The organism is Deinococcus sp. KSM4-11 (genome assembly GCF_004801415.1).
Taxonomy (GTDB): domain Bacteria; phylum Deinococcota; class Deinococci; order Deinococcales; family Deinococcaceae; genus Deinococcus.
The window spans coordinates 1-22,125 of the sequence record NZ_SSNX01000011.1 but is presented as its reverse complement, the minus strand read 5'-3'; the positions used below and the strand labels follow the sequence as shown (position 1 = coordinate 22,125).

22 protein-coding genes and 1 tRNA gene are annotated in these 22,125 nt (G+C 67.3%); 15 read left to right on the top strand and 8 right to left on the bottom strand.

Going from position 1 to position 22,125, the window contains the following annotated elements:
- Nucleotides 1-69: 69 nt before the first annotated feature.
- The 4 genes from E7T09_RS20685 to E7T09_RS20670 all read left to right on the top strand — a co-directional run bounded on the left by E7T09_RS20685 (nucleotide 70) and on the right by E7T09_RS20670 (nucleotide 3,161).
- Nucleotides 70-648 (top strand): bifunctional precorrin-2 dehydrogenase/sirohydrochlorin ferrochelatase, encoded by a 579-nt coding sequence (locus tag E7T09_RS20685; protein WP_240741921.1) that lies wholly within the window; start codon nucleotides 70-72, stop codon nucleotides 646-648.
- Nucleotides 645-1,757 (top strand): glutamyl-tRNA reductase, encoded by a 1,113-nt coding sequence (hemA, locus tag E7T09_RS20680; protein ID WP_168734969.1) that lies wholly within the window; start codon nucleotides 645-647, stop codon nucleotides 1,755-1,757. Before E7T09_RS20685 ends, hemA begins: the two co-directional genes overlap by 4 nt.
- A gap of 65 nt (nucleotides 1,758-1,822) precedes the next feature.
- Entirely contained in the window at nucleotides 1,823-2,698 is an 876-nt protein-coding gene (locus E7T09_RS20675) for a folate-binding protein YgfZ (protein ID WP_136391103.1), read from the top strand.
- On the top strand, nucleotides 2,691-3,161 hold the full coding sequence (locus E7T09_RS20670; protein ID WP_136391102.1) for a hypothetical protein: 471 nt from the start codon (nucleotides 2,691-2,693) through the stop codon (nucleotides 3,159-3,161). Before E7T09_RS20675 ends, E7T09_RS20670 begins: the two co-directional genes overlap by 8 nt.
- A 25-nt stretch (nucleotides 3,162-3,186) precedes the next feature.
- Here the strand turns inward: E7T09_RS20670 and E7T09_RS20665 are convergent, their stop codons facing one another.
- From E7T09_RS20665 to E7T09_RS20655, 3 genes are all read right to left on the bottom strand, one after another.
- Complete coding sequence (locus E7T09_RS20665) at nucleotides 3,187-4,200, bottom strand: ABC transporter permease (RefSeq protein WP_240741920.1); 1,014 nt, start codon at nucleotides 4,198-4,200, stop codon at nucleotides 3,187-3,189.
- 40 nt (nucleotides 4,201-4,240) lie between these two features.
- Nucleotides 4,241-5,263 carry an ABC transporter permease gene (locus tag E7T09_RS20660; RefSeq protein WP_136391101.1) on the bottom strand — a complete coding sequence of 341 codons (1,023 nt, stop codon included), beginning with the start codon at nucleotides 5,261-5,263 and terminating at the stop codon, nucleotides 4,241-4,243.
- 89 nt (nucleotides 5,264-5,352) lie between these two features.
- The gene (locus E7T09_RS20655) at nucleotides 5,353-7,071 is read right to left on the bottom strand and encodes an ABC transporter substrate-binding protein (RefSeq protein ID WP_136391100.1); all 1,719 of its coding nucleotides are present in this window, start codon (nucleotides 7,069-7,071) and stop codon (nucleotides 5,353-5,355) included.
- 233 nt (nucleotides 7,072-7,304) lie between these two features.
- Here E7T09_RS20655 and E7T09_RS20650 point away from each other — a divergent pair, with 233 nt between their 5' ends.
- The 4 genes from E7T09_RS20650 (at nucleotide 7,305) to E7T09_RS20635 (ending at nucleotide 10,629) form a co-directional block, all read left to right on the top strand.
- On the top strand, nucleotides 7,305-8,324 hold the full coding sequence (locus tag E7T09_RS20650) for a D-alanine--D-alanine ligase family protein (protein ID WP_136391099.1): 1,020 nt from the start codon (nucleotides 7,305-7,307) through the stop codon (nucleotides 8,322-8,324).
- Between the two features lie 35 nt (nucleotides 8,325-8,359).
- Nucleotides 8,360-8,827, top strand: coding sequence for a hypothetical protein (locus tag E7T09_RS20645; protein WP_136391098.1), 468 nt, complete (start codon nucleotides 8,360-8,362; stop codon nucleotides 8,825-8,827).
- A gap of 120 nt (nucleotides 8,828-8,947) precedes the next feature.
- Nucleotides 8,948-9,832, top strand: a complete 885-nt coding sequence (locus tag E7T09_RS20640) for a neutral zinc metallopeptidase (protein ID WP_136391097.1) — start codon at nucleotides 8,948-8,950, stop codon at nucleotides 9,830-9,832.
- 113 nt (nucleotides 9,833-9,945) lie between these two features.
- Nucleotides 9,946-10,629: a M48 family metallopeptidase gene (locus tag E7T09_RS20635; protein WP_136391096.1), complete on the top strand. Its 684-nt coding sequence runs from the start codon at nucleotides 9,946-9,948 to the stop codon at nucleotides 10,627-10,629.
- Nucleotides 10,630-10,645: 16 nt separating this feature from the next.
- Here E7T09_RS20635 and E7T09_RS20630 read toward each other — a convergent pair whose 3' ends face one another.
- From E7T09_RS20630 to hflX, 3 genes are all read right to left on the bottom strand, one after another.
- On the bottom strand, nucleotides 10,646-10,858 hold the full coding sequence (locus E7T09_RS20630; RefSeq protein ID WP_136391095.1) for a hypothetical protein: 213 nt from the start codon (nucleotides 10,856-10,858) through the stop codon (nucleotides 10,646-10,648).
- Nucleotides 10,859-11,031: 173 nt separating this feature from the next.
- On the bottom strand, nucleotides 11,032-11,955 hold the full coding sequence (locus tag E7T09_RS20625; RefSeq protein WP_136391094.1) for an endonuclease/exonuclease/phosphatase family protein: 924 nt from the start codon (nucleotides 11,953-11,955) through the stop codon (nucleotides 11,032-11,034).
- A 213-nt stretch (nucleotides 11,956-12,168) separates the two neighbouring features.
- Nucleotides 12,169-13,881 carry a GTPase HflX gene (gene hflX / locus E7T09_RS20620; RefSeq protein ID WP_205747063.1) on the bottom strand — a complete coding sequence of 571 codons (1,713 nt, stop codon included), beginning with the start codon at nucleotides 13,879-13,881 and terminating at the stop codon, nucleotides 12,169-12,171.
- Between the two features lie 262 nt (nucleotides 13,882-14,143).
- On the opposite strand from hflX, the gene E7T09_RS20615 reads away from it, so the two are divergent.
- Genes E7T09_RS20615 through E7T09_RS20605 form a run of 3 tightly spaced genes read left to right on the top strand, consistent with a single transcriptional unit; the run spans nucleotide 14,144 to nucleotide 16,194 of the window.
- Entirely contained in the window at nucleotides 14,144-14,938 is a 795-nt protein-coding gene (locus E7T09_RS20615) for a class I SAM-dependent methyltransferase (RefSeq protein WP_136391093.1), read from the top strand.
- 24 nt (nucleotides 14,939-14,962) lie between these two features.
- The gene (locus E7T09_RS20610) at nucleotides 14,963-15,730 is read left to right on the top strand and encodes an SDR family NAD(P)-dependent oxidoreductase (RefSeq protein WP_136391092.1); all 768 of its coding nucleotides are present in this window, start codon (nucleotides 14,963-14,965) and stop codon (nucleotides 15,728-15,730) included.
- Nucleotides 15,730-16,194, top strand: coding sequence for a hypothetical protein (locus E7T09_RS20605; RefSeq protein ID WP_136391091.1), 465 nt, complete (start codon nucleotides 15,730-15,732; stop codon nucleotides 16,192-16,194). The genes E7T09_RS20610 and E7T09_RS20605 overlap by 1 nt, the downstream gene beginning before the upstream one ends.
- A 9-nt stretch (nucleotides 16,195-16,203) precedes the next feature.
- Here E7T09_RS20605 and E7T09_RS20600 read toward each other — a convergent pair whose 3' ends face one another.
- Nucleotides 16,204-17,253 (bottom strand): diguanylate cyclase, encoded by a 1,050-nt coding sequence (locus tag E7T09_RS20600; RefSeq protein ID WP_136391090.1) that lies wholly within the window; start codon nucleotides 17,251-17,253, stop codon nucleotides 16,204-16,206.
- Between the two features lie 173 nt (nucleotides 17,254-17,426).
- Nucleotides 17,427-17,516: transfer RNA gene (locus tag E7T09_RS20595), tRNA-Ser, on the bottom strand.
- A gap of 359 nt (nucleotides 17,517-17,875) precedes the next feature.
- Between E7T09_RS20595 and rpsL the strand changes: the two genes are divergently transcribed.
- From rpsL to E7T09_RS20575, 4 genes are all read left to right on the top strand, one after another.
- Nucleotides 17,876-18,280, top strand: a complete 405-nt coding sequence (rpsL, locus tag E7T09_RS20590) for a 30S ribosomal protein S12 (RefSeq protein WP_103312519.1) — start codon at nucleotides 17,876-17,878, stop codon at nucleotides 18,278-18,280.
- Between the two features lie 132 nt (nucleotides 18,281-18,412).
- Nucleotides 18,413-18,883: a 30S ribosomal protein S7 gene (gene rpsG / locus E7T09_RS20585; protein ID WP_136391089.1), complete on the top strand. Its 471-nt coding sequence runs from the start codon at nucleotides 18,413-18,415 to the stop codon at nucleotides 18,881-18,883.
- A 210-nt stretch (nucleotides 18,884-19,093) separates the two neighbouring features.
- A complete protein-coding gene (fusA, locus tag E7T09_RS20580; protein ID WP_136391088.1) occupies nucleotides 19,094-21,187 on the top strand; it encodes an elongation factor G in 2,094 nt (697 codons plus the stop codon).
- 99 nt (nucleotides 21,188-21,286) lie between these two features.
- Nucleotides 21,287-21,730: a hypothetical protein gene (locus tag E7T09_RS20575; RefSeq protein WP_136391087.1), complete on the top strand. Its 444-nt coding sequence runs from the start codon at nucleotides 21,287-21,289 to the stop codon at nucleotides 21,728-21,730.
- The last annotated feature ends 395 nt before the right edge of the window (nucleotides 21,731-22,125 follow it).

Genomic DNA, 22,125 nt, shown 5'->3' with positions numbered 1-22,125 from the left:
CGGCCTGGTGTCTCGTCTGACCGTTCGGTCGGGGACCCCTGACCCTCCCGGACGGACTAAGATGCGCAGGTGAGTCTGGCGGCCTTCCTCGAATTAAGCGGCGAACGTGCCGTGATCGTCGGCGGCGGTTCTGTTGCGCTCCGACGTGCCCGCACGTTGCTGGAGGCCGGACTGCGCGTCCACATCATCGCCCCGACCCTGACCGAGGAACTGACCGGCCTTCCCCTTTCCCACGAGGCCCGCGCCTACCAGCCGGGCGATGTGGGCGGCGCGGCGCTCGTCGTGGCCGCCACCGACAGCGACGTGGTGAACGACGCCGTGACCGCCGAGGCCCGCGCGGCGGGCATTCCCGTGAACCACGCTGGTCAGGCGGAGCGCGGCACCCTGCGCTTCCCGGCGGTCACGGAGCGCGCCGGTGTGCGGGTCGCGGTCACGACCGGCCGGGAACTGCCCATGCTGGCCCAGGCGCTCGCCGAGGCCATCGGGCATCTGCTGCCCGACGAGACGCACATCCAGGCCTGGACGCAGCGCCGCGAACGCGCCCTGGGCGAGCCCGGCGACCTCCGCACCACCGCGCTGGCGGGCCTGCGCGACGACATCCGGGCGCACCTGGGCCTCCCGGGAAGGCCGCTGGAGAGCAGCGCATGACCCTGCACTGTCCGACGGCCGAGGCCCTGATGCTCGCCTCCGGGCACGTGCCGGACGCCCCGCTGGACTTCGCGGTGGTCGGCCTGAACCATGAGACCGCGCCCGTGGAAGTGCGGGAGCGCGCCGCCGTCCGGGCCGGCGAGGAGGGGGCGCTGCTGTCGCACCTGTCCCGGCATGCGGGCGAGGTCATGCTGCTGAGCACCTGCAACCGCACCGAGGTCTATCTGGCGGGCCTGAGCGGCGATCCCACCGCCGCCTTCGAAGGCGCGTGGGGGCACGCGCTCGACGGCCACCTGTACGTGTACCGGGGCGAGGAGGCCGCCAAGCACCTCTACCGCGTGGCCGCCGGGCTGGACAGCCAGGTGATCGGCGAGACGCAGATCCAGGGCCAGGTGAAACGCGCGTGGCAGGATGCCAGCGCCCGTGGCCTGAGCGGCAGCACGCTGAACAAGGTCGCGCAGGGCGCCCTGGCTGCCGGGAAACGCGTGCGCAGCGAGACTGGCATGGCCGACCACGTGGTCAGCGTGTCGAGCGCCGCCGTGGATCTGGCCCGCACCGCCCTGGGCCGCCTGGACGACGCTACCGTGCTGGTGCTGGGGGCCGGCGAGACGGCCGAACTGACCCTGACCCATCTGCGCACCGCTGGCGTGAAAGACATCGTGGTGGTGAACCGTACGGCCGAACGCGCCCGACAGCTCGCAGACCGCTTCGGGGGCCGCACCTGCGCCGCCGACCTGCTCCACGAGGCCCTCCCGCAGGCGGACGTAGTCATCGCGTCCAGCGCCGCGCCGCACTACGTCCTGACTGCCGCCGGGGTCGACCTGGCCCTGCGGGATCGCCCAGCGCGTCCCATGTTCCTGATCGACATCAGCGTGCCGCGGATCCTCGATCCGGCCATCGCGGACGTGCGCGGCGCGCATCTCTCCAACCTTGACGACCTGAGCGCCGTGGTGCGCCGCAGCCTGGACAGCCGCCGCGCCGCCCTCCCGCAGGCCGAGATGATCATCCGCGAACAGACGGCCGAACTGGGCCGCTGGCATCTGACCCGCGGCGCGCAACTGGCTCGCCAGGAGCGGGCAGAGCGGAATCTGGCGCACGCCTGCGACTGAGCGGACAGTGCCGGACGGCCCCTGGCACACAAAGCCTGACCGGCCCATCCCGTACCCTGAACGGCATGTGGATCCGCCTTCCCTCTTCCAGCCTGCGCCTGACCGGAGCCGACCGCGTGGATTTCGTGCAGGGCCAGATGACCGGCGACCTGCGCGGAGCGCCGACGCCCGGCATGGTCGCGGGCGCGTTTCTGAACGTGCGTGGCCAGATTGAGCAGTTCGCCCGCGTCTACCGGCGTGAACACGACGTCTACCTGCACCTGGACGAGGGACAGGCCCCGGCCCTGGCGGCTCGCCTGAAGCGCTACGTGATCTTCGATCAGGTCGAGATCCAGGACAGCACGGCCCTGCTGGCGACCGTGCATGTTCAGGAGGCCGAGCAGCTCGCCGGGTGGAACAGCAGTGGCCCGGACGCGCAGCAGTTCGAACTGGCGGGCATCACGGCGCTGGGTGGGCGTGTGAACCGCACCGGGACGCCCGGCGTGGACCTGCATTACCTGCGCCGTCACGAGGATGCCCTGCTGGCCGCCCTGCCCGGCGCGGAGGGCACGCTGGCAGACCTGAACGTCGCCCGGATCCGCGCCGGCATTCCGGACATCGTGCGGGATGGCTTCTCCGGCACCCTGCTCCAAGAGATCGGGATGGACGTGGGCGGGCCGCTCCCGGCCATCAGTTACCGCAAGGGCTGTTACGTGGGACAGGAGATCATGGCGCGGCTGGAAGCGCGTGGGAACGCCCGGTACCACCTGGCCCAGCTGGTCGGCGAGCACCTGCCCGAGCACGCCGAGGTCACGCAGGGAGGCCGGGTCGTCGGGCAGTCCGGGCAACACGCCGCCAGCCTGAGCCTCGCGCGGCTGCGGCGGGAATTGGAGAATGGTGCGCCCGTCGAGGTAGGGGGCATTCCGGCCAGTGTGCGCCTGCTGAACGCCACGCATGCTTGAGGGGTTCACCCGTGACATCCGGAGCGGCAGCCGCGTCGGCCTGATCGGGGCCGCCCGGCGCGCCTACCTGCTTGCTCTGGCGGCCCTGGCGGGACCCGGCGTGCTGCTCGGCGTTGTCCTCGCCCTGGGTCGTCCGACGGTGACCCCGCTGCTGGCCGCGGTGGTGCTCTATGCGCTGGCGGCAGCGCTGGCTGCCTGGGCCCTGCGTCGGGCGCGGCAGGTCGCCGTTCAGCTCGATCTTCCGTCCCGTTCGGCTGCATTGGGCGCAGCGATCCAGGCCGCGACGGCACCAGGCGTTGTGTTCCTGCTGGGCTGCACGCTGGCGCACCAGCCGGAGCTGCTGGCTGGGTTCTGGGTCACGGCCGTGCTGCTGCACTGGCGCGTGTGGTCATGGCTGCCCACCTGGGTGAGAGAGCCGGAGCCGCTTGTGCCCAGTCAAGAAAGCCGCCTGCCGTCGACGTGACCGGCAGGCGTGAAGGGAAAGCGGGTTAGCGGGTCTTGGGGTCGAGGGCGTCGCGCAGGCCGTCCCCGAACAGATTGAAGGCCAGGCTGAACACGATGATCACGGCCGCCGGGTACACCAGCACGTACCAGTAATCCGGCTTGAGCCACGCGCGGGCGAAGTTCACCAGCTGCCCCCACTCGCTGTAACCGGGTTCGAAGCCCAGGCCCAGGAACGACAGCGCGGCGATTGACAGCGGTGTCGTCGCCAGATCCATGACGGCGATGGTGAACACGGTGGTGATCGAGTTGGGGATAATGTGCCGCCCGATCAGGCGGTTGTCGCGGGCTCCCAGGCCGCGCGCCGCGTCCACAAACTCCAGTTCGCGGGTGCGCAGCACGTCCCCGCGCACGATCCGGGCGTATGCAGCCCAGCCCGTCACGCAGAACGCCAGGATCATGGGGCCGGTCGGATCGCCCCCCGGATTCTTGGCCCGCAGGATCGTCAGGATCACAATGGTCAGGATTAGGGGAGGCAGCGAGAAGATCACGTCGATAAAGCGCTGGATCGCGTTGTCCACCCAGCCGCCGTAATAGCCGCTGATGGCCCCCACGACCACACCGATCACCAGCGTGATGAAGACGATGATGAACGACAGTTTCAGGGCGGTGCGCGTTCCCCAGACCAGTCCGTAGTAGATGGAATAGCCGTTCACGGTGCCCATCAGCTGCTCCCGGCTGGGTGCCGCCGGCTCCTGCGCGAAGCTCACGCGTTCCATCTTGTAACAGCTCTGCGGCGGGGCGGCGATCGCGCGCCAGAACCCGCTGCCGAGGGGGTTGTAGACCTCGTTGGCGGTCGTCAGGTTCAGGTCGCGCAGGCAGTTGCCCGCCGGTTTGGCGATCAGGGGGGCGAACACGGCGACCAGCGCGAAGACCACCGAAATCAGCAGGCCGGTGATGGCCATCGGATTCCGGCGCAGCTTGCGCATGGCCGGGCTCGTCCAGAACAGCGCCCAGCGGGTGCGCTTCTCGACCGGGACGGGCATGTTCACGGTGGTCACAGTGCCTCCTGAGCGTGAGCGGGAGTCGGGATCGGGCGCATCAGTCGAACCTCACGCGGGGATCGATGACGCCGTACAGGATGTCCACGACAGTCTGCAGGATCACGACGATCAGGGCGGTCAGCAGGGCAAAGCCCAGTACGGCGGCCAGATCGATCTGGAATGCGGCCTGCACCACCCACTGGCCTACACCCGGGTACGCGAAGATCGATTCGGTGATCAGCGACCCGCCCAGCAGGCCGATGATCAGAAAGCCGCTCAGCGTGACCAGGGGCAGCAGCGCGTTCCGCCGGGCGTGCTTGGTGTTCACGATCCGGGGCGACAGGCCCTTGGCGCGGGCGGTGCGGACGAAGTCGCTGGTCAGCGTTTCCAGCATGGAGTTGCGCATGACCCGCACCATCTGCGGTGACAGCACCACGATCAGGGTAATGGCCGGCAGAACCATGTGCTGCAACACGTCCCAGGTGATGTCCCAGCGGCCGTTCAGGGCCGCGTCGACGGTCAGCATGCCCGTATACCGGTGCAGGTCGCCGAGCGCGAACTGGTTCAGGACATTCAGCTGCCCGGCCCCTGGCAACCAGCCGAGATACGCGTAGAACACCGCCAGCAGCAGGATACCCAGCACGAAGGTCGGCAGGCTGAAGCCGATGGTCGTGAACACCCGGACGATCTGGTCGATCAGCTTGTCCTTGTGCAGCGCGGCCAGCGTCCCCAGCCACACGGCAAAGACCAGGATCGGGATGGTCGTGAGGATGGTCAGCTCGATGGTCGCGGGCAGCCGCTCGGCGATGGTGCTGACCACGTCCTTGCCGCTGGCCTTGGAGAAGCCCAGGTCGCCGTGTACGACGCCCCCGAACCACTTCCCGTACTGGTAGATAAATGGCTTGTCGAGCCCTCGTTCTTTGATGATCTGCTGCACGTGTGCGGCCTGCTGCTCGTTGCGGATGTACGGCGCGGCGCGTTGCTCAGGGGTGAGCAGCTGCGTCAGCCCGACGATCAGGAGCGACAGCACCAGCATGACCAATGGAATCTGGATCAGCCGTCTAACGATGAAATTCAACATAGGTGCCTCTGGCTCCCTCAGGAACGAACGCAAGCGGGGGGGCGGCCCAGTCTGGGCCACCCCGCCCGCTCAGACGGGTTCGCCTGAGTTTACTTCTTGCTGAGTTCCTTCCAGAAGGTGCCGGTGTACGAGAAGCCCAGCATCGGGTTGTAGGTCTGGGCGGTCGAGCCGACCAGGTTGTCGCGCTGGAAGCCGTAGTTCACGCCAGCCGGCATCAGGATGTACGGAGCCTGCTCGTAGGCGCGGTTCCCGACCAGCGAGTAGTAGTGGTTGCGCTGCGCCTGGTTGACCGTGCTGCGGGCCTGATCGAGCCACTTGTCGACCTGGGCGTCCTTCCAGTTGCTGCGGGGGAAGTAGTAGCCGTTCGACGAGTAGAAGGTGTACAGGAAGTTGTCGGCGTCGGCGTAATCGGGCGCCCAGCCGATGATGATCATGGCTTCCTTACCGGCGTTGGAGTCCTTGAGCATCTCGCTCCACTGCTTGGGCTGGATCACGAGCTTGAACTTGGGGTTGATGGTCGCCAGGTTCTTCTGAAGGATTTCCATGGCCGTCTGCGAGGTGGTGCTGCCCGCGCGGTAGTTGGCCGTGATGGTGAAGCCGTTCTTCCACACGTTGCCGCCCCATGCGCGCTTGAAGTACGCGGCGGCCTGCTTGGGATCGTAGGTGTACTTCTTGACCTTCGCGTCGTAGCCGGGGAAGGAGTCGGGGAGCAGCATGGTGCGCTGGATGCCGCGGCCCTTCTGCACGTCGGTGATGTACTGCTGGTAGTTGAAGGTGTACGCGAAGGCCCGGCGGACGTTCACGTCGCTGAAGAAGTTCGCGGGAATACCGCTGCCGTCGAGCTTGCCGCTGCCCTGGGTGCCCACGATCTTCTCGTTCATGAAGAAGCCGGTGGCCACCACGTTCGGCAGGTCGTCGATCCAGACCACGCCGGGCTTGCCCTTGACCTGCTCGGTGTCGACCGCGCGGCCGCCACCCTCGATGATATCGGCGTCGCCGCGCAGGAAGGCCTGCTGACGGGCCGCGAGTTCCGGCACTTTCTGGATGATGATGTTCTTGATGGCCGGCTTCTTGCCCCAGTAGCCGTCGAAGGCCGTGGCGAGCATCGCGTTGGCATCACGGCGCACCAGCTTGTAGGCGCCGGTGCCGCTGGGCTGCTTGTTCAGCGCGGAGTCGGCAAGGCCGTCCTTACCGGCCCAGTCCATGAAGGTCTTCTCGGTGCCGTCCCACTCGCCGATCTTGATGGCCCACTGCTTGTCGACGATGCCCATCCAGGAGGCGGCGAGCTTGGCCAGGAACGCGGGATCGACCTTGACCAGGTTGAAGACAAGCTGGCCCTGCGCGTTGCAGCTCACGGACTTGGAGATCTTGTCCCAGGTGACGTTCTTGTCGTCCTTGGCGTTGCTCTGCGAGCCCACCAGCGGGTCGGCCAGGAACCAGTTGCCGCTGTCGCTGGTGTTGGTGACCAGGTCGCGCTCGTAGGTGTACTCGGCGTCGGCGCAGGTAAAGGCATTGCCGCTGTGGAACTTCACGTTCTTGCGCAGGTCGAAGGTGTAGGTCTTGCCGCCGTTGCTGATCGTCCACTTGGTGGCCAGCATGGGTTCGAGATCACGGACGCTGCTGCCTTTGTAGGTCACCAGGGTCTCGTAGATGTTCTCGATGACCTGGCCGCTGCCCGTGTCGTAGGCGATGGCGGGCTCGAGGGTAGGGATGTCGGCGGATTCCTGGACGACCAGGGTGTCGGCGGGCGCAGCGGCGAACGCAGACGAGATGATAAGCATGGTGCTGAGGATTGCCAGTTTTTTCATAAGCCTCCTGAACTGCTGACGGTGAGGACGTTTTCACGGTTTCGCGCTCGGTCTGTCACCTGTCTAGTGTGTGAACGCCGGGCATCATAGCGTAGGCACAAACGCTTAGGTGTGAATTCGGACATGATACGTCCCAGACCTGCTTTTTGATAAGTCAAGGCCGCTCTGGGGACGTGGTTTGTAAGGTCGACGTCGAACGGCTGGTCGGCACGGGCCGTGGCATACTGCGCCGCGTGAAGAAGCGCATCCTGCTGCTGGCGGGCGGTCAGTCCGGCGAACACGAGGTCAGTCTGATGAGCGCGCGCAGCGTCCTGGCGGCCCTGCCTGTGGATCAGTTCGACGTGACGCCGGTCGTGATCAGCAAGGAGGGCCGCTGGCTGCCCCCAACCCAGACGCAGCAGGCCCTGGACAGCGGCGAGGCCCCCACCGGCGGGGATCTGGTGCTGCACCGCGCCGCGAGTGCCGAGGGCTACGACGCCGTGTTCCCCATCCTGCACGGCCCCATGGGGGAGGACGGCACCGTGCAGGGCCTCCTGACCCTGGCCGGGATTCCCTTCGTCGGGAGCGGCGTGCTGGGTTCGGCCGTCAGCATGGACAAGGTCATGACCAAGCAGGTGCTCGCCTCGGCCGGGATTGCGCAGGTCGCGTGGCGGCTCGCGGTGCGCCGGGACTGGCACGACCGGCCCGATACCGTGCGGGCCAGTGCAGAGGCCCTGGGCTACCCGCTGTTCGTGAAACCCGCGAACCTGGGTTCCAGTGTGGGGATCAGCAAGGTGCACGGCCCCGACGAACTGGACGGCGCGCTCGAGCTGGCCTTCTCGCTCGACCGCCGCGTGATCCTGGAAGCCATGACCGCCCACAAACCCCGCGAGGTGGAGGTCGGCATTCTCGGCAATGACGCGCCCATCGCCAGTCCGGTCGGGGAACTGCGCTTCGACGCGGACTTCTACGATTACGAGACGAAGTACACCGAGGGCCGCGCCGCCATGCACATTCCGGCCCCATTGCCGCCGGAGGTCGCCGCGCGTGTGCGCGACCTGGCCCTGAGTGCCTTCCGCGCGCTGGACTGCGCGGGGCTGGCCCGCGTGGACTTCTTCTACGTCGAGGAGACCGGCGAGGTGCTGCTCAACGAGGTGAACACCATGCCGGGCTTCACCACGACCAGCATGTACCCCAAACTCTTCGAGGCGGCGGGTCTGGGGTACAGCGACCTGGTGGCCCGGCTGGTGGAACTGGCCCTCGAACGCCGCTGAAGGAACCGGGGTGCGGGCCGGGCCGTAGCAGCAGCATGGACAGCCTGAGCGAACTCCTGGGGGTGCTGGCGGGTGCGGTTCTCGCCGTGCTGTTCGTGACTGGAAGCGTCGTCCTGCCCTCCCGCCCGGCGCAGCCCGCCGCGCTGGTGGGGTACGCGGCGTTCGTCGTGCTTGCCGGGGTGGCCCTGGTCACAGCCGATCCCATGGGTCGCAGCTTCGGCGCGGTGTATCTGGCGTTGGGGGGCGTGTGCGCGCTGCTCCTGGCCGCTCCGCGCTGGCGGCGCTGGACGGGCCGGGAGCAGGGGTGGGTGCCGCTCGGCCTGGGGCTGACCACGCTGCTGCTGTTGATCGGCATCGGTATGGGGGCCGACGGACTGCTGGCGCTGCTGCTGGCTCCGGAGAGCAAGGCGGCCACCTCGACCGGACTCGTGAACGGCCTGCTGCTGGGGGCCGTGGGCGCCGTGGTCGTCCATGTGGGAAGGTCGCTGCTGCGGCGAGGCTAAAGGGAGCCTCAGGTCGCGGCCAGCGGTGCCGACCTACAATGCCCCCAGAGCCACGCCAGGAGCCGGGTCTGTCCGCAGCGTCTGGACCCGTGGGCGCGGCCACACGAAGGAGTACCCCCTATGGACTGGAAAAATCTTCCTGGCAGCGGCGGCAGCGTCGAGGATCGGCGTGGATCGGGCGGTCTGCCTGGCGGCGGCATCGCCGTCGGCGGCATCGGGGGCCTGATCATCGCCCTGATCGCCCTGTTCTTCGGTATCGATCCCAGCGTCATCCTGGGCGGCGGCGATGGGGGCACGACCCAGACCCAGCCGCAGACTCAGCCCAAGACGCCATCGGGCACGACGACGCCGGCGACCGACGAGTCGTACCAGTTCGTGAAGAAGATTATGGGCAGCACGGATGTGGTGTGGGGCAGCATCTTCAAGCAGGCGGGACGCACGTATACCAACCCCACCCTGGTGCTCTACACGCGCGGCACCCAGAGCGGCTGCGGGACTGCGAACAGCGCTGTCGGACCGTTCTACTGTCCGCAGGACAACAAGGTGTACCTGGACACCAGCTTCTTCTCCATGATGAAGAGCCAGCTGGGCGGCGGCGGCGACTTCGCGTACTCCTACGTGATCGCGCACGAGGTCGGCCACCATGTCCAGAACGAGCTGGGCATCGCCGATCAGGTGGAGCGCAAGCAGCGGGCCGCGCGCAGCGAAGCGGAATCGAACTCGTATTCCGTGCGGATGGAACTCCAGGCCGACTGCTTTGCGGGCGTGTGGGCCAACAAGGTGCAGTCGCAGGTGAACCTCACCCAGACGGACGTGCAGGAGGCCATCAAGACCGCGCAGGCGATCGGGGACGACAACCTCCAGCGTCAGGCGCAGGGCGGCGTCGTGCCGGATTCCTTCACGCACGGCACCAGCCAGCAGCGCGTGAAGTGGCTGACCACTGGCCTGAAGTCGGGCGATCCCAACCAGTGCGATACCTTCAGCGTGGCGTACAACCAGCTCTGAACGGTGGTGAGGATCGTGGCGCGTCAGGCGGAAGCCGGCGCGCCACGTCTCATGAGGCCCGAACGTGAACGGAGTTCCAGCAGAGCCGGGCAGGATTTGCTTTGCTGGGCGCGATGACGGACACCTGGGCGATCTCTGGAGTGCCCGTGCAGATCCGGCGCAGTCCGCGCCGCCGCACGGTGGGCCTGCAGGTGCGGCCCGGCGAGATCACGCTCTACGCTCCCGCCCGCGTGCCGCTGGTGACCCTGCGGGAAATCGTGGACGCCCGCCGGGACTGGATTGCCCATCACTTGGAGCAGTACGCCGCCCGCCCGATGAGTCCCTGGATCTTCGAGGATGGCGGCACGCTGCTGTACCTGGGAGAGACGCTGAACCTGAAGATGGTGCCCGACCTGCGATTCGCGAGGCGTGAGGGAGGCGATCTCCTGATCCCGCCCGGCTCTTCAGCGGACACCGCGAGGCGTGTTGAACGCTGGACGCGCCGGGTGTGCCTGCCCCCTTACCAGCAGCTCGTGCTGGGCGCCGCTGCCCGGCTGAACGCCACAGCCAAGCTCGGCCGGGTGCAGATCAGCGGTGCCCAGTACCGCTGGGGAAGCTGTAACGCGCAGGGGGATATCCGCCTGCACTGGAAACTCAGCCGCGCGCCCCTGGACGTGCTGGACTACGTGGCCGTGCACGAGGCCGCGCACCTGCTGGAATTCAACCATTCCCGGCGCTACTGGGCCCTCGTGGAACAGGTGCTGCCTGGGTACCGCAGGCAGCGCGACTGGCTCAAGGAATACGGCCACACCCTCTGACCGTACCCGGCTGAATTCACATGGCTGGCATGGGCGTCGGGCTGGGCAGGCCGGGCGTGTCTGGGTTATCGCTGGGCTGAGGAATGGGCATTCCCGGCGTATCCGGATTCACGGGTGGATCCATCACAGGGCCGCTGTCGCCCGATCCGGGCATGCGCTCGGGCAGGGGCGCGGGAACATCGGTGGGTTCGGTGGCCGGAGCCGGGGGGCGGTCGTAGGCGTCGGTCATGCGGGCAACCTCCAGGGACTGGGATGCCGTCACTGTGCCGCGACCTTGGGTCGGCCGGAGCACAGGGCCATGAAGGCGCCTTCACGCTGGCTCGGTCGTCCTGCCGTCACCACGTCTGAAATGAAGGCCGTGCGTGGGTGGCACAGTTGACCTCCTATGTTGGAGACAGGGCATCAGCGGTACTCGACGAGCAGAGGCCGGTGGTCGCTCTGGTTCACGTTCAGCACGCGTGCCCGCGTGGGCGTCAGGCCGCGCGCGAATTGGTGGTCGATCCGGGCGTACAGCTCGGGAAACGTCCAGCCCGGGCCGCGTCCGGCCGTGTCGAAGGCGTCCGGCCCGACCGCCTGCACAAACGCCCGGTACGTCTGGCCGCGCGGCGGGGTGTTCAGATCTCCACCCAGCAGCAGCCGGCCAGATTCGGCCGTCACGACGTCCAGCACGGTTCGCACCTGCCCGGCGCGCGTGGCCAGACTCGGCCGCAGCAGGCTGAAATCCCCCTTCAGCGCGTCACCGAACTTCAGGCGCCCCGGATGGGCATTCACGACCGTTAGCGGTTGGCCCCGCCACAGCACCTTCGTAATCAGCACCTCCCGCCAGTCGGACGGGTAGTTCATGTCGCGCGACGACAGAACCGGCAGGCGTGTCAGGATGGTCGTCTCGTACGCCCGCTCCATGCGGTAGCCCGGAAGGTTTGCCAGCAGCTCGTCGCCGAAGGTCACTTCCTGAAAGTTCGCCTCCTGGAGCAGGATGACGTCCGCATCCGCGCCGCGCAGCAGCGAGCCGAGCCGCTGGGGCGTGGTGTCCTGCCCACGCTTCACGTTGAAGGTCAGCACCCGCAACGGGCTGTCCTGTTGTGGTCGCCAGTGCAGCAGGCCCGCGCCCCACGCGGCCAGCACCAGACCCGCCAGGGCCACCGCCACGCCCCGCCGTCGGAACACGGTCCAGAGCAGCACCAGCGGGGCAGGGGCCAGCCACGCCAGCGCCGGGGTGTACACCAGCAGCGTGGTCGGCAGGGTGCGCTCGCCCACTCCTTCCGACAGCGCCCACACGGCCCCGACGAGCAGCAGGTACCCCCAGGCGACCACGGAACGGAACATCGCGTGCCAGCCTCGCACATTCCCACCACGTTCCGCAGGCAGCGCCCGGCGGAGGTTCAGCCCGCTCACCGGGCAGGGACGGGCGGGGGCCGGTGGGTGCTGGCTGTCCAGGCGGGTGTCATCCGTCCACCCTGTCACCGGTGTTCTGACTGTGCATCCCCAAAAAGAAGGGCGGAGGCGAGTTGTGTCGCCTCTGCCCCGCGTGAACCGTGCTCAGCGGTACTGTGCGGCGAGTTCCTTCGCTTCTTCCCGCTGCGCGAGTTCGGTGCGCTGCACCAGGGCCACGGCGTCGATCAGGGCGTCCTTGAGGGCCTGGATGCCCAGGTTCTTCAGGGCGCTGACCGGAATGCCGCCCTCGGTGCGTTCGATCTCGCGTTCCAGCACGTCCGGATCGGCGGCGTCGGCCTTGTTCAGGGCGATCACGGTGGGCATCTCCCGGAAGCCCAGCTCCTCCAGAATGCGGTTCACGGCGTCCAGGCGGGTATCCGCGCCTGGGGCAGCGGCGTCCACGACATGCAGCAGCACGTCCGCGTCCCCGATTTCCTCCAGCGTGCTCCGGAAGGCCCGCGTCAGGTCTTTGGGCAGGTCGCGGATGAAGCCCACGGTGTCGGTCAGCACCACCGGCCCGATGCCCTCCAGGTAGCCCTGTCGGGACGTGGGGCGCAGCGTGGCGAACAGCTTGTTCTCGGCCAGCACGCGCCTCGGTTCCTCGGCGGCGTGCGTGAAGGCGTTCAGCAGCGTGCTCTTGCCCGCGTTGGTGTAGCCCACGATCGAGATGACCGGCACGGCGTTGCGCTCGCGGGTCTTGCGGCGTTCCTCGCGGCGCTGGGCCACGCTTTCCAGTTGTTTTTCCAGGAACGACAGTCGGTCGTTGATGCGGCGGCGATCCAGCTCCAGCTTCGTCTCGCCCGGCCCGCGCGTGCCGATGGCCCCGCCGCCCGCGCTGCCCCCGCCCCCGCCGATCCGCGAGAGCTGTCCGCCCGCGCCCAGCAGGCGGGGTTTCATGTACCGCAGTTGCGCCAGTTCCACCTGCAACCTGGATTCCACACCCTGCGCGTGCAGCGCGAAGATGTCCAGGATCAGCTGCGTGCGGTCGATGATCTTCAGGCCGGTGGCGGCCTCAATCTCGCGCGCCTGGGCGGCCCCCAGTTCCTGCCCGAAGATCAGCAGGTCCGCGTCCAGGTGGTACGCCCTGCTGGTCAGTTCCTCCAGCTTCCCGGCCCCGACCAGCGTGCCGGGTTTCAGGTTGCGGCGGTAGACCAGTTCCTTGTGGACGACCTCCGCGCCGGCCGTGCGGGCCAGTTCGGCCAGCTCGTCCAGGCGGTCTTCGGAATCGAATTCACCCTGGTCGATCTGCACCAGAATGGCGCGCTCATGGTCTTTTTTCGATTCCCGCGTGCGGGCGGCGCGGGCGATTTCCTGCTCCAGCGCCGTGACCTGCGCGCCCAGGTCGAACTCGTCGATCTGGAACGCGGGCACGGGGGGCAGGATACGCCAGTCCTCCTCCTCGCCGACCGTACCGGGGGGCGTGAGGTGCGCGGTGTGTACCAGCCCCGGCTGCCCACCGTCGCGCACCTCGACGGCGCTCACGGCGTCCAGCCGCCGCAGGAACAGCGTGGAGAGGTCGCCCTTGCTCAGGGCCCCGCCGCGCGGGTGCGTGTGCAGCAGGTGGAAGCCCGCCAGGCGGTTCTCGCCCATGCGCAGATCCGGGAACTCGGTGCCCTTGGCGTCGGCCACGCTGACCGAGATCACGCGCCCGCGCCGGTCGATGAGCACGCCGACCTCGCGGCGGATGTCGCTCGACAGTTCCGCGAGGTTCCGGGCCAGTTCGGGCGATCCGACCCGGCCGGGTTCGATGCGGCGGCGGTACAGGTTGCCGAGGGATTTCAGTTGTGCGGGTCGCAGACCCGAGGTGTTGCCATGCACTTTATCGATGTGGAGTCACTTCCTTATAGGTTGAAGAGGGTGAGATTTGAATCCAACGCATTCCAGGCCACCCGGACATCGTCCGCGTAGCAGCGTGGGCATACGTTCTGGCATTGGCCTCAGTTTAAAACAGAGGCTGCCTGCGGAACGTGTGCATTCACTTGAAGAGCTTGATCATCGTGCTCCCACGGTAGGGGAGGCGCCGCGCTGGGCGCATCGGCATGGTGGCCTAGCGGCGCGGTCACCGCCCTATCCTGCGCCCATGCCTGACCGTCCCCGGCACCTGCATTTCGACCGGGTGGCCACGCTGTACAGCGCGGCGCGTCCCGGCTACCCGCCGGCGCTGTTCGACCAGCTTCGGGCGTGGGGCGCCCTGCGGGCCGACAGCCGGGTGCTGGAACTGGGGCCGGGCAGCGGTCAGGCCACCCAAGACCTGCTGGATCGTGGCGTCCGCCGGATCGACGCCCTGGAGGTCGGTACCGCTCTGGCGCGAGAATTGCAGAAGCGACTGCCGGATCCCCGGCTGCACGTCTGGGTGGGAGATGCCCACGACCTTCCCCTGCCGGAGGGGGCGTACGACCTGTGCGTGGCCGCCACCTCGTTCCACTGGCTGGACGCCGAGCGGATGATGCCGCGCCTGGCGGCCGCCCTCCGGCCCGGAGGCTGGCTGGCCGTGTGGTGGACGGAGTTCGGTGATCCGGACATTCACACGCCCTTCCGCGTCGGCCTGGATCGCCTGACCCGGCAGTGGGGAATGCACCACCCCGATCCGCCCCGGTCCCTGCACCGAGAGGATCGCGTAGCGGAACTGACGCAGGGAGGTGTCTTCGGGAACCCCCGGCACGCCCTGTTCCGCTGGTCGCAGCAGATGACCACGGATCAGGTTCGCGCCCTGTTCGCCACCTTTCCGAACTTTGCCGACCGGCCCGACGAGCTGGCGCAAATCGCGCGGCTGGTGGACGACCAGGGCGGCACGACGTCCGAGCACTACCTCACGGTTCTATATGCCGTCCAACGTGCCGGCCCGGACGAGGCCGCTGTTCCTCCTCCCCGCTGACCGTTCAGGCGCAGAATGCTGGGCATGACGACTTCACCCCCTCTGAACGGCACCGTCGCCCTGGTCACCGGGGCCAGCAGCGGCATCGGCGAGGCGACGGCCCGGCATCTCGCCGCGCAGGGCGCCCGCGTGGTGCTGGTTGCACGGCGCAAGGAGAGGCTGGACGCCCTGGGCGCACAGATCACGCAGCAGGGCGGCGAGGCCCTGGTCATCGCGGCCGACATCACGGACCGGTCGGCCGCTCTGGACGCGGTCGCGCAGGCCGCCGCGCAGTGGGGACGCCTCGACACGGTCGTGAACAATGCCGGGGTCATGCTGCTCGGCCCAGCGGAACACGCTCCGCTGGAGGAATGGGAACGCATGGTCAACCTGAACGTCCAGGGCCTGCTGTATGTGGCCCACGCTGCCCTGCCGCACCTGCTGAAGGCGGCGGAAGACGGCCCCAGGCAGGTGGCCGATCTGGTGAACATCTCCTCGGTGGCCGGGCGGGTCGCGCGGGCCGGAAGTGCCGTGTACAACCTCACCAAGTTCGGTGTGACCGCGTTCACCGAGGGGCTGCGCCAGGAGGTCGCCGGGCGGTTCGTGCGCGTGTCGGTGGTAGAACCCGGCGCGGTCGAGACCGAACTGCCCACGCATCTGCGCCCCGAGGTGCTGGCGACCATGCAGCGGCGGTTCAGGAACATTGAACGCCTCCAGGCCGACGACATCGCCGACGCCGTGACGTATATCGTCACCCGGCCCCGCCATGTGGCGATCAACGAACTGCTGGTGCGGCCCACCGAACAGCTCTGATGCCGGAACTGCTGCGCGACAGCCTGCGGGAAGTGCTGTACGGCCCGGACGGCCTGACCGGACTGTTCAGCGCGCGGGGCGAGGGCCTGCTGCACACGCTGCATGCCTTCACGGTTCAGCAGGCCCGCACGCCACCGGCGCCGGGCCTCGCCGCGCCCGCCCAGGTGGCCCTGCACCTGCGCCACACCCTGGAATTCACGGCCGCCCACCTCAGCGACCCGCACGCCCTCCTGACCGACGAGACCGATCCCTGGACGTGGAGTCCGGCGGGCGAGAGCGCGTGGCGGGCCGAACTCGTGAAGCTCGCCCAGGCCGGACAGGCCCTGTACGACGCGCTGTACCTGCCCCTGAACCTCGAGGCGCGGCGCGAGGCACACGGCGCGGTCGTGTTCGCGGCGACGCGGGCGGCCGTGCTGCGCGCTCGCCTCCTGATCCTGCAGGCCACCCCGGAGCCGCCACCCTGAAACGCGGGCCTACGCGACCTGGTTCCGGCCGCTGCGCTTGGCCGCGTACAGGGCCGAGTCGGCGGCCGTGAACAGCGACTCGGTGGTCGCCATATCGTCGGTCAGGCACGACACGCCGAAACTGGCGGTGATGCTGATCCCCGCGACCGCCTCCGCCTTCACAGACCGACACAGGGCCTCTGCCAGATCCCGCGCTGTGGCGTAGGCGTACCCCGGCAGCAGGATCAGAAATTCCTCTCCGCCCCAGCGGCCCACCTGACCGTGGGGCACCTGCCGCTCGATCCGGGCCGCGAAGGCGCGCAGCACCTCGTCTCCGCGCTTGTGGCCGTGCTGGTCGTTCACGCTCTTGAAGTGGTCGATGTCGCTGATGATCACGCTCAGCGGCTGCCCGCTGGCCAGGGCACTCTGCAACGACCGCTCCAGGGCCTGTTCGGTGATCGCGCGCCCCGGCACGCCAGTCACCAGGTCGATGCGGGCCGTGCGGAGTTCCTCGATGGTGCGTTCGTTGACCAGCATGTTGTTCTCGATCAGCGTCATCAGCAGGTAACTGCTGGCCCCGGAGACCGTCATGACGATCAGGGTGGTGAGCCAGTCGGCCAGCAGGTTGCCGGTGATCGGCGCCGTGTACACCAGGGCGGCCAGGATCACGACCATGATCAGGGCGAAGGCCCGCAGGCCGCCCCGCGCGCCGTACACCAGGAACACGATGGCCATGTTGGCGCTCAACCACAGCGCCAGATGAAAGGGCATGGTGCGGCTGGCGACCACGCTCACCACCTCCGCCACACTGACCAGCAGCAGGGTGGCCACGTACGGCAGGTAGATTTCCCGCACCCGCGCCGGCCAGGCCCACACGGCCAGCAGACCACCCAGCGTCAGGAAGCCCCCCCAGTACCGCGTGCGGTGGACGCCATGCAGGAGATCCCCCCAGTGAAAGGCGTCTGGGCCGACCACGGTGGTCAGCACCGTGTAGAGCAGGTAGGCAAGATTGGCGACCACCACGATCCAGATCCGGATCTGCTGCAGGCGCTGCTCCAGTGGCGAAGGGGTGTCAGGCATGTGGGGCGGTGGGGCGTGACGTCAAGCGGCTCGTCTTGAGGAAGTCTATAGAAATCTGGGCGGCCACGGAGACGGCCTGCGTCAGACAGGTGGCGGCGTGAAATCCTGGTGCCCCCGCTCCATCGGCGGTCAAAACAGAGCGCCCCGGTCGGGGTGACCGGGGCGTCCGTGTGTGGCGAAGAGGGTGGGATTCGAACCCACGGTACAGTTGCCCATACTTCAGTTTTCGAGACTGACCCATTCAACCACTCTGGCACCTCTCCGCGCGGGGTAAGTGATGGGCGAAAGGGAGTGTAGCACAGCTTCAGCAGGTCGCAACCACCGCGCGCACCTCCACACTGGGCTTGCGCGCTGGGGGAAGAGCGGGTATCATGGGAAGGTTGAAAACGGCCCGGACTCTGGGTTGCGTCACGGCGTTTTTCTTCATACCACCCCCGACAACCGATGCTGACGGTCTGTGTGGCGCGGTGCGTGACGACCTCCCGGCCTGATCCATGCCCCTTTGGCAGCGGTCAGCCATCCCCGAAGCCAACCCAGTCCAGCCCCGTACGCGTGGGCGGACTTCCTTCCCCGCCATTTCCGTCCAGGTTTGTTCCTGGGCAACGTTGAGGAGTGATTCACCCTGCCTACCACCCAGCAACTGCTCCGCAAGGGTCGCCTGACCCTCCAGAAGAAGAGCAAGGTTCCTGCCCTGAAGGGCAGCCCCTTCCGCCGCGGCGTGTGCACGGTCGTTAAGACCACCACGCCCAAGAAGCCGAACTCGGCGCTGCGTAAGATCGCCCGCGTGCGTCTGTCGAGCGGCTTCGAAGTCACCGCCTACATCCCCGGCGAAGGCCACAACCTGCAGGAACACTCCGTCGTGCTGATCCGCGGCGGCCGTGTCAAGGATCTCCCCGGTGTGCGCTACCACATCGTGCGCGGCAGCCTCGATACCCAGGGCGTGAAGGATCGCAACAAGAGCCGCTCCAAGTACGGCACCAAGAAGCCCAAGGCCGGCGCGGCCGCCGCGGGTGCCAAGAAGAAGTAACCCATCAGCGTGCGTGGGAGCATGAATCCCGCCACAGCCGTACGGTGAGCGGCCTTTCCCCACAGGGGTGATGCCAGTGAAGCAGTTGAACCGCCCCTGAATACGGGCGTGTAGAGCACCAAGGAGAGAACCATGGCACGTCGTCGTCAAGCTGAAGTGCGCCCCATCCTGCCCGACCTGGTCTACCAGGACGTGCTGGTGAGCGCCATGATCAACCGCATCATGCAGGACGGAAAGAAGAACCTCGCCAGCCGCATCTTCTACGGAGCCATGAAGCTCGTGCAGGAGCGCACCGGCCAGGAGTCCCTGAAGATCTTCAAGCAGGCCTATGACAACATCAAGCCGCGCGTGGAAGTCCGCAGCCGCCGCGTGGGGGGCAGCACCTACCAGGTACCCGTGGAAGTCGGCGTGCGCCGCCAGCAGAGCCTCACGCTGCGCTGGATGATGACGGCCGTGGAAGGTCGCCCCGAGCGCACCGCCATCGAGCGTCTGGCCGGCGAGATCATGGACGCCGCGCAGGGCCGTGGCGGCTCGATCAAGAAGAAGGACGACATCGAGCGCATGGCGGAAGCCAACCGCGCCTACGCGCACTACCGCTGGTAATCCTGGCCGTCAGGCCCGAGCGAAGCGAGTAGGGAATAGAGTGCGTCCCGTGAAACGGAGCAGCAAGCGGCGCAGTTCCGATTGGTGCGGAGTGGAACGGGATGAACTCTGGGAACAGGGGCGAGGCTGCCCGTCGGCGTTCCGCCCAGCTCCAAAGTCAGCATCCGTGACGGTGTTCAGCACCGGAGCGGTTCACCATCAGGGAGTCCTATGACCACCAAAGCCCAGAGCTATCTGACCCACTTCCGCAATATCGGGATTGCCGCGCACATCGATGCCGGCAAGACCACCACCACCGAGCGCATCCTGTACTACACCGGCCGCACCCACAACATCGGCGAGGTGCATGACGGCGCCGCCACCATGGACTGGATGGAGCAGGAGCGCGAGCGCGGCATCACCATCACGGCCGCCGCCACCACCGCCAAGTGGAAGCACTCCGGCACCGGCGAAGAGTACACGGTCAACATCATCGACACGCCCGGCCACGTGGACTTCACCATCGAAGTCGAGCGTTCCATGCGTGTGCTCGACGGCGCGGTCGCCGTGTTCGACTCCAGCCAGGGCGTCGAGCCCCAGTCCGAGACCGTGTGGCGCCAGGCCGACCGCTACGGCGTCCCCCGCATCGCGTTCTCGAACAAGATGGACAAGACCGGCGCGAGCTTCGAACTCGTGCTCTCGGACATCCGCGAACGCCTCGGCGCGATCCCGGCTCCCATCCAGTACCCGATGGGCCAGGAGAACGACTTCAAGGGCATCATCGACATCGTCCGGATGCAGGCCCACACGTACACCAACGATCTGGGCACCGACATCGAGGTCGGCGAAATTCCCGCCCAGTACGCGGACAAGGTTGCCGAGATGCGCGCCCAGCTCATCGAGGCCGCCGCCGAGGTGGACGAGGACGTCATGATGAAGTTCCTGGAAGGCGAAGAGCCGACCGTCGAGGAACTGATCGTCGCGATCCGCAAGGGCACCATCGAGAAGCGCATCTTCCCGGTGCTGTGCGGCAGCGCCCTGAAGAACAAGGGCGTGCAGCTGCTCCTCGACGCAGTCGTGGACTACCTGCCCAACCCGCTGGAAGTCCCCGCCATCAAGGGCAAGATCGAAGGCACCGAGGAAACCCGCGAGTTCCCCGCCGATCCCGAAGGCAAGCTGGCCGCACTGGCGTTCAAGATCATGGCCGACCCCTACGTGGGCCGCCTGACCTTCGTGCGCATCTACTCCGGCACCCTGCAGTCCGGCAGCTACGTGTACAACGCGACTAAAGAGAAGCGTGAACGTGTGGGCCGCCTGCTGAAGATGCACGCCAACAGCCGCGAGGAAACCACGGAACTCAAGGCCGGGGAACTCGGGGCCGTGATCGGCCTGAAGGACGCCGGCACTGGCAACACCCTGATTGGCGACGGCGACGAACTCGTGCTGCTCGAATCCATCGACGTGCCCGAGCCCGTCATCAAGCTCGCCATCGAGCCCAAGACCAAGGCCGACCAGGAAAAGATGGGCGTGGGCCTGCAGAAGCTGGCCGAAGAAGACCCCACCTTCCGCGTCGAGACGGATCAGGAAAGCGGTCAGACGACCATCGCGGGCATGGGTGAACTCCACCTGGAAATCCTGGTGGATCGCCTGAAGCGCGAGTACAAGGTCGAAGCCAACGTGGGCGCGCCGCAGGTGGCCTTCCGCGAGACGATCACCCGCGCGGTGGACGTCGAAGGGAAGTTCGTCCGTCAGTCCGGTGGCCGTGGTCAGTTCGGTCACGTGAAGATCAAGGCCGAGCCGCTGGAACCCGGTGCGGGCTTCGTGTTCGAGAACGCCATCGTGGGCGGCACCGTGCCCCGCGAGTATGTCGGCCCGGCCCAGAAGGGCATCGAGGAAGCCATGCAGTCCGGCCCCATGCTGGGCTTCCCGGTCGTGGACATGAAAGTCACCATCTATGACGGCAGCTACCACGAAGTCGACTCCTCGGAAATGGCCTTCAAGATCGCCGGCAGCATGGCGCTCAAGGAAGCCGTCCAGAAGGGCGCCCCCGCGCTGCTCGAACCCATCATGCGCGTCGAAGTCACCGTGCCCGACGACTTCATGGGTGACATCATCGGCGACCTGAACAGCCGCCGTGGTCAGATCCAGGGCATGGAAGCCCGTGGCAACGCACAGATCGTCAAGGCCTTCGTGCCGCTGAGCGAGATGTTCGGCTACGCGACCGACATGCGCTCCATGACGCAGGGCCGCGCCAGCTACAGCATGTTCTTCGACCACTACAGCCAGGTGCCGAACAACATCGCGCAGCAGTTGATGAAGAAGTAAGGACATATTTCTTGCTGAAAGACCCGCCCTCGTGGCGGGTTTTTTCGGTTTGGTTCACGCCGGGCCGCTGCGGGAAGCCAGTCGGGTACTGTGGGGGCGATGAGCTGGCCTGAAGACAACTCCACCCCCCGCCCTCCCGCTGAACCCGTCGTGCGCCCGCCCCGCCTGGCCTTCCTGACGGTGCCGCTGCTGATCGGGCTGGTCTACAACGCGATCTCCCTGCTGACCGTGCCGTTTTCCGGTGGAGCGCTCAATGAAATGCTCGCGCAGCTTAATAGCGCGTCGGGTCTGCCGCCGATCCAGCTCACGCCGGAGCAGATTCAGGTGACCTTATGGATCTCGTTTGTCGTCACGGCGGGGCTGATTCTGTGGCTCTATTACACCCGTCGCGCGGTGATGGAGGGGCGGAGCTGGGGCCGCGTATCGAGCATCGTGATCGCGGTGCTCAGCCTTCTCCTCTTCCCGGTCGGCACGGTGATCGGGATTGTGATGCTGATCGGAGCCTTCGACCGCTCCGTGGTCGCTTACACGAACCGGCCCTAGGCTCAGCGGAAGCAAGCGAGGTGTCCGCCAGATCTGGACATCGCGCCGGCGCTTTGGTCGATGAAATGGGTGTGACGCGAAGGGCACACGATGCTTGGCTTGCATGGCCACGCTAAATCCTGTACCCTCATTAGTCGGTGCGTCGTGAGCTTCACCGCTTACGCACGGTTCCTCAACAGGAACTGGAGTTCCGGCGCAGCGTGCCAGCATGGCGGGACACCGCCCTGGCGAGAACCAACCCAATGTGGGATGCCCACCAGAACCCTGCGGTATGCGCGGGGGAAACCCGATCAAAGGGCCGTTTTGGTGTGTGACCCCACCGCTTGGAGGGAGTAGAGAACATGGCGAAAGGAACGTTCGAGCGCACGAAGCCCCACGTGAACGTGGGCACCATC

Coding starts and splice junctions, on each gene's coding strand:
- hemA (WP_168734969.1), top strand. CDS start 645: ATGACCCTGCACTGTCCGACGGCCGAGGCCCTGATGCTCGCCTCCGGG.
- E7T09_RS20675 (WP_136391103.1), top strand. CDS start 1,823: ATGTGGATCCGCCTTCCCTCTTCCAGCCTGCGCCTGACCGGAGCCGAC.
- E7T09_RS20670 (WP_136391102.1), top strand. CDS start 2,691: ATGCTTGAGGGGTTCACCCGTGACATCCGGAGCGGCAGCCGCGTCGGC.
- E7T09_RS20660 (WP_136391101.1), bottom strand. CDS start 5,263: ATGTTGAATTTCATCGTTAGACGGCTGATCCAGATTCCATTGGTCATG.
- E7T09_RS20655 (WP_136391100.1), bottom strand. CDS start 7,071: ATGAAAAAACTGGCAATCCTCAGCACCATGCTTATCATCTCGTCTGCG.
- E7T09_RS20645 (WP_136391098.1), top strand. CDS start 8,360: ATGGACAGCCTGAGCGAACTCCTGGGGGTGCTGGCGGGTGCGGTTCTC.
- E7T09_RS20640 (WP_136391097.1), top strand. CDS start 8,948: ATGGACTGGAAAAATCTTCCTGGCAGCGGCGGCAGCGTCGAGGATCGG.
- E7T09_RS20635 (WP_136391096.1), top strand. CDS start 9,946: ATGACGGACACCTGGGCGATCTCTGGAGTGCCCGTGCAGATCCGGCGC.
- E7T09_RS20630 (WP_136391095.1), bottom strand. CDS start 10,858: ATGACCGACGCCTACGACCGCCCCCCGGCTCCGGCCACCGAACCCACC.
- E7T09_RS20625 (WP_136391094.1), bottom strand. CDS start 11,955: ATGTTCCGTTCCGTGGTCGCCTGGGGGTACCTGCTGCTCGTCGGGGCC.
- E7T09_RS20615 (WP_136391093.1), top strand. CDS start 14,144: ATGCCTGACCGTCCCCGGCACCTGCATTTCGACCGGGTGGCCACGCTG.
- E7T09_RS20610 (WP_136391092.1), top strand. CDS start 14,963: ATGACGACTTCACCCCCTCTGAACGGCACCGTCGCCCTGGTCACCGGG.
- E7T09_RS20605 (WP_136391091.1), top strand. CDS start 15,730: ATGCCGGAACTGCTGCGCGACAGCCTGCGGGAAGTGCTGTACGGCCCG.
- E7T09_RS20600 (WP_136391090.1), bottom strand. CDS start 17,253: ATGCCTGACACCCCTTCGCCACTGGAGCAGCGCCTGCAGCAGATCCGG.
- rpsG (WP_136391089.1), top strand. CDS start 18,413: ATGGCACGTCGTCGTCAAGCTGAAGTGCGCCCCATCCTGCCCGACCTG.
- fusA (WP_136391088.1), top strand. CDS start 19,094: ATGACCACCAAAGCCCAGAGCTATCTGACCCACTTCCGCAATATCGGG.
- E7T09_RS20575 (WP_136391087.1), top strand. CDS start 21,287: ATGAGCTGGCCTGAAGACAACTCCACCCCCCGCCCTCCCGCTGAACCC.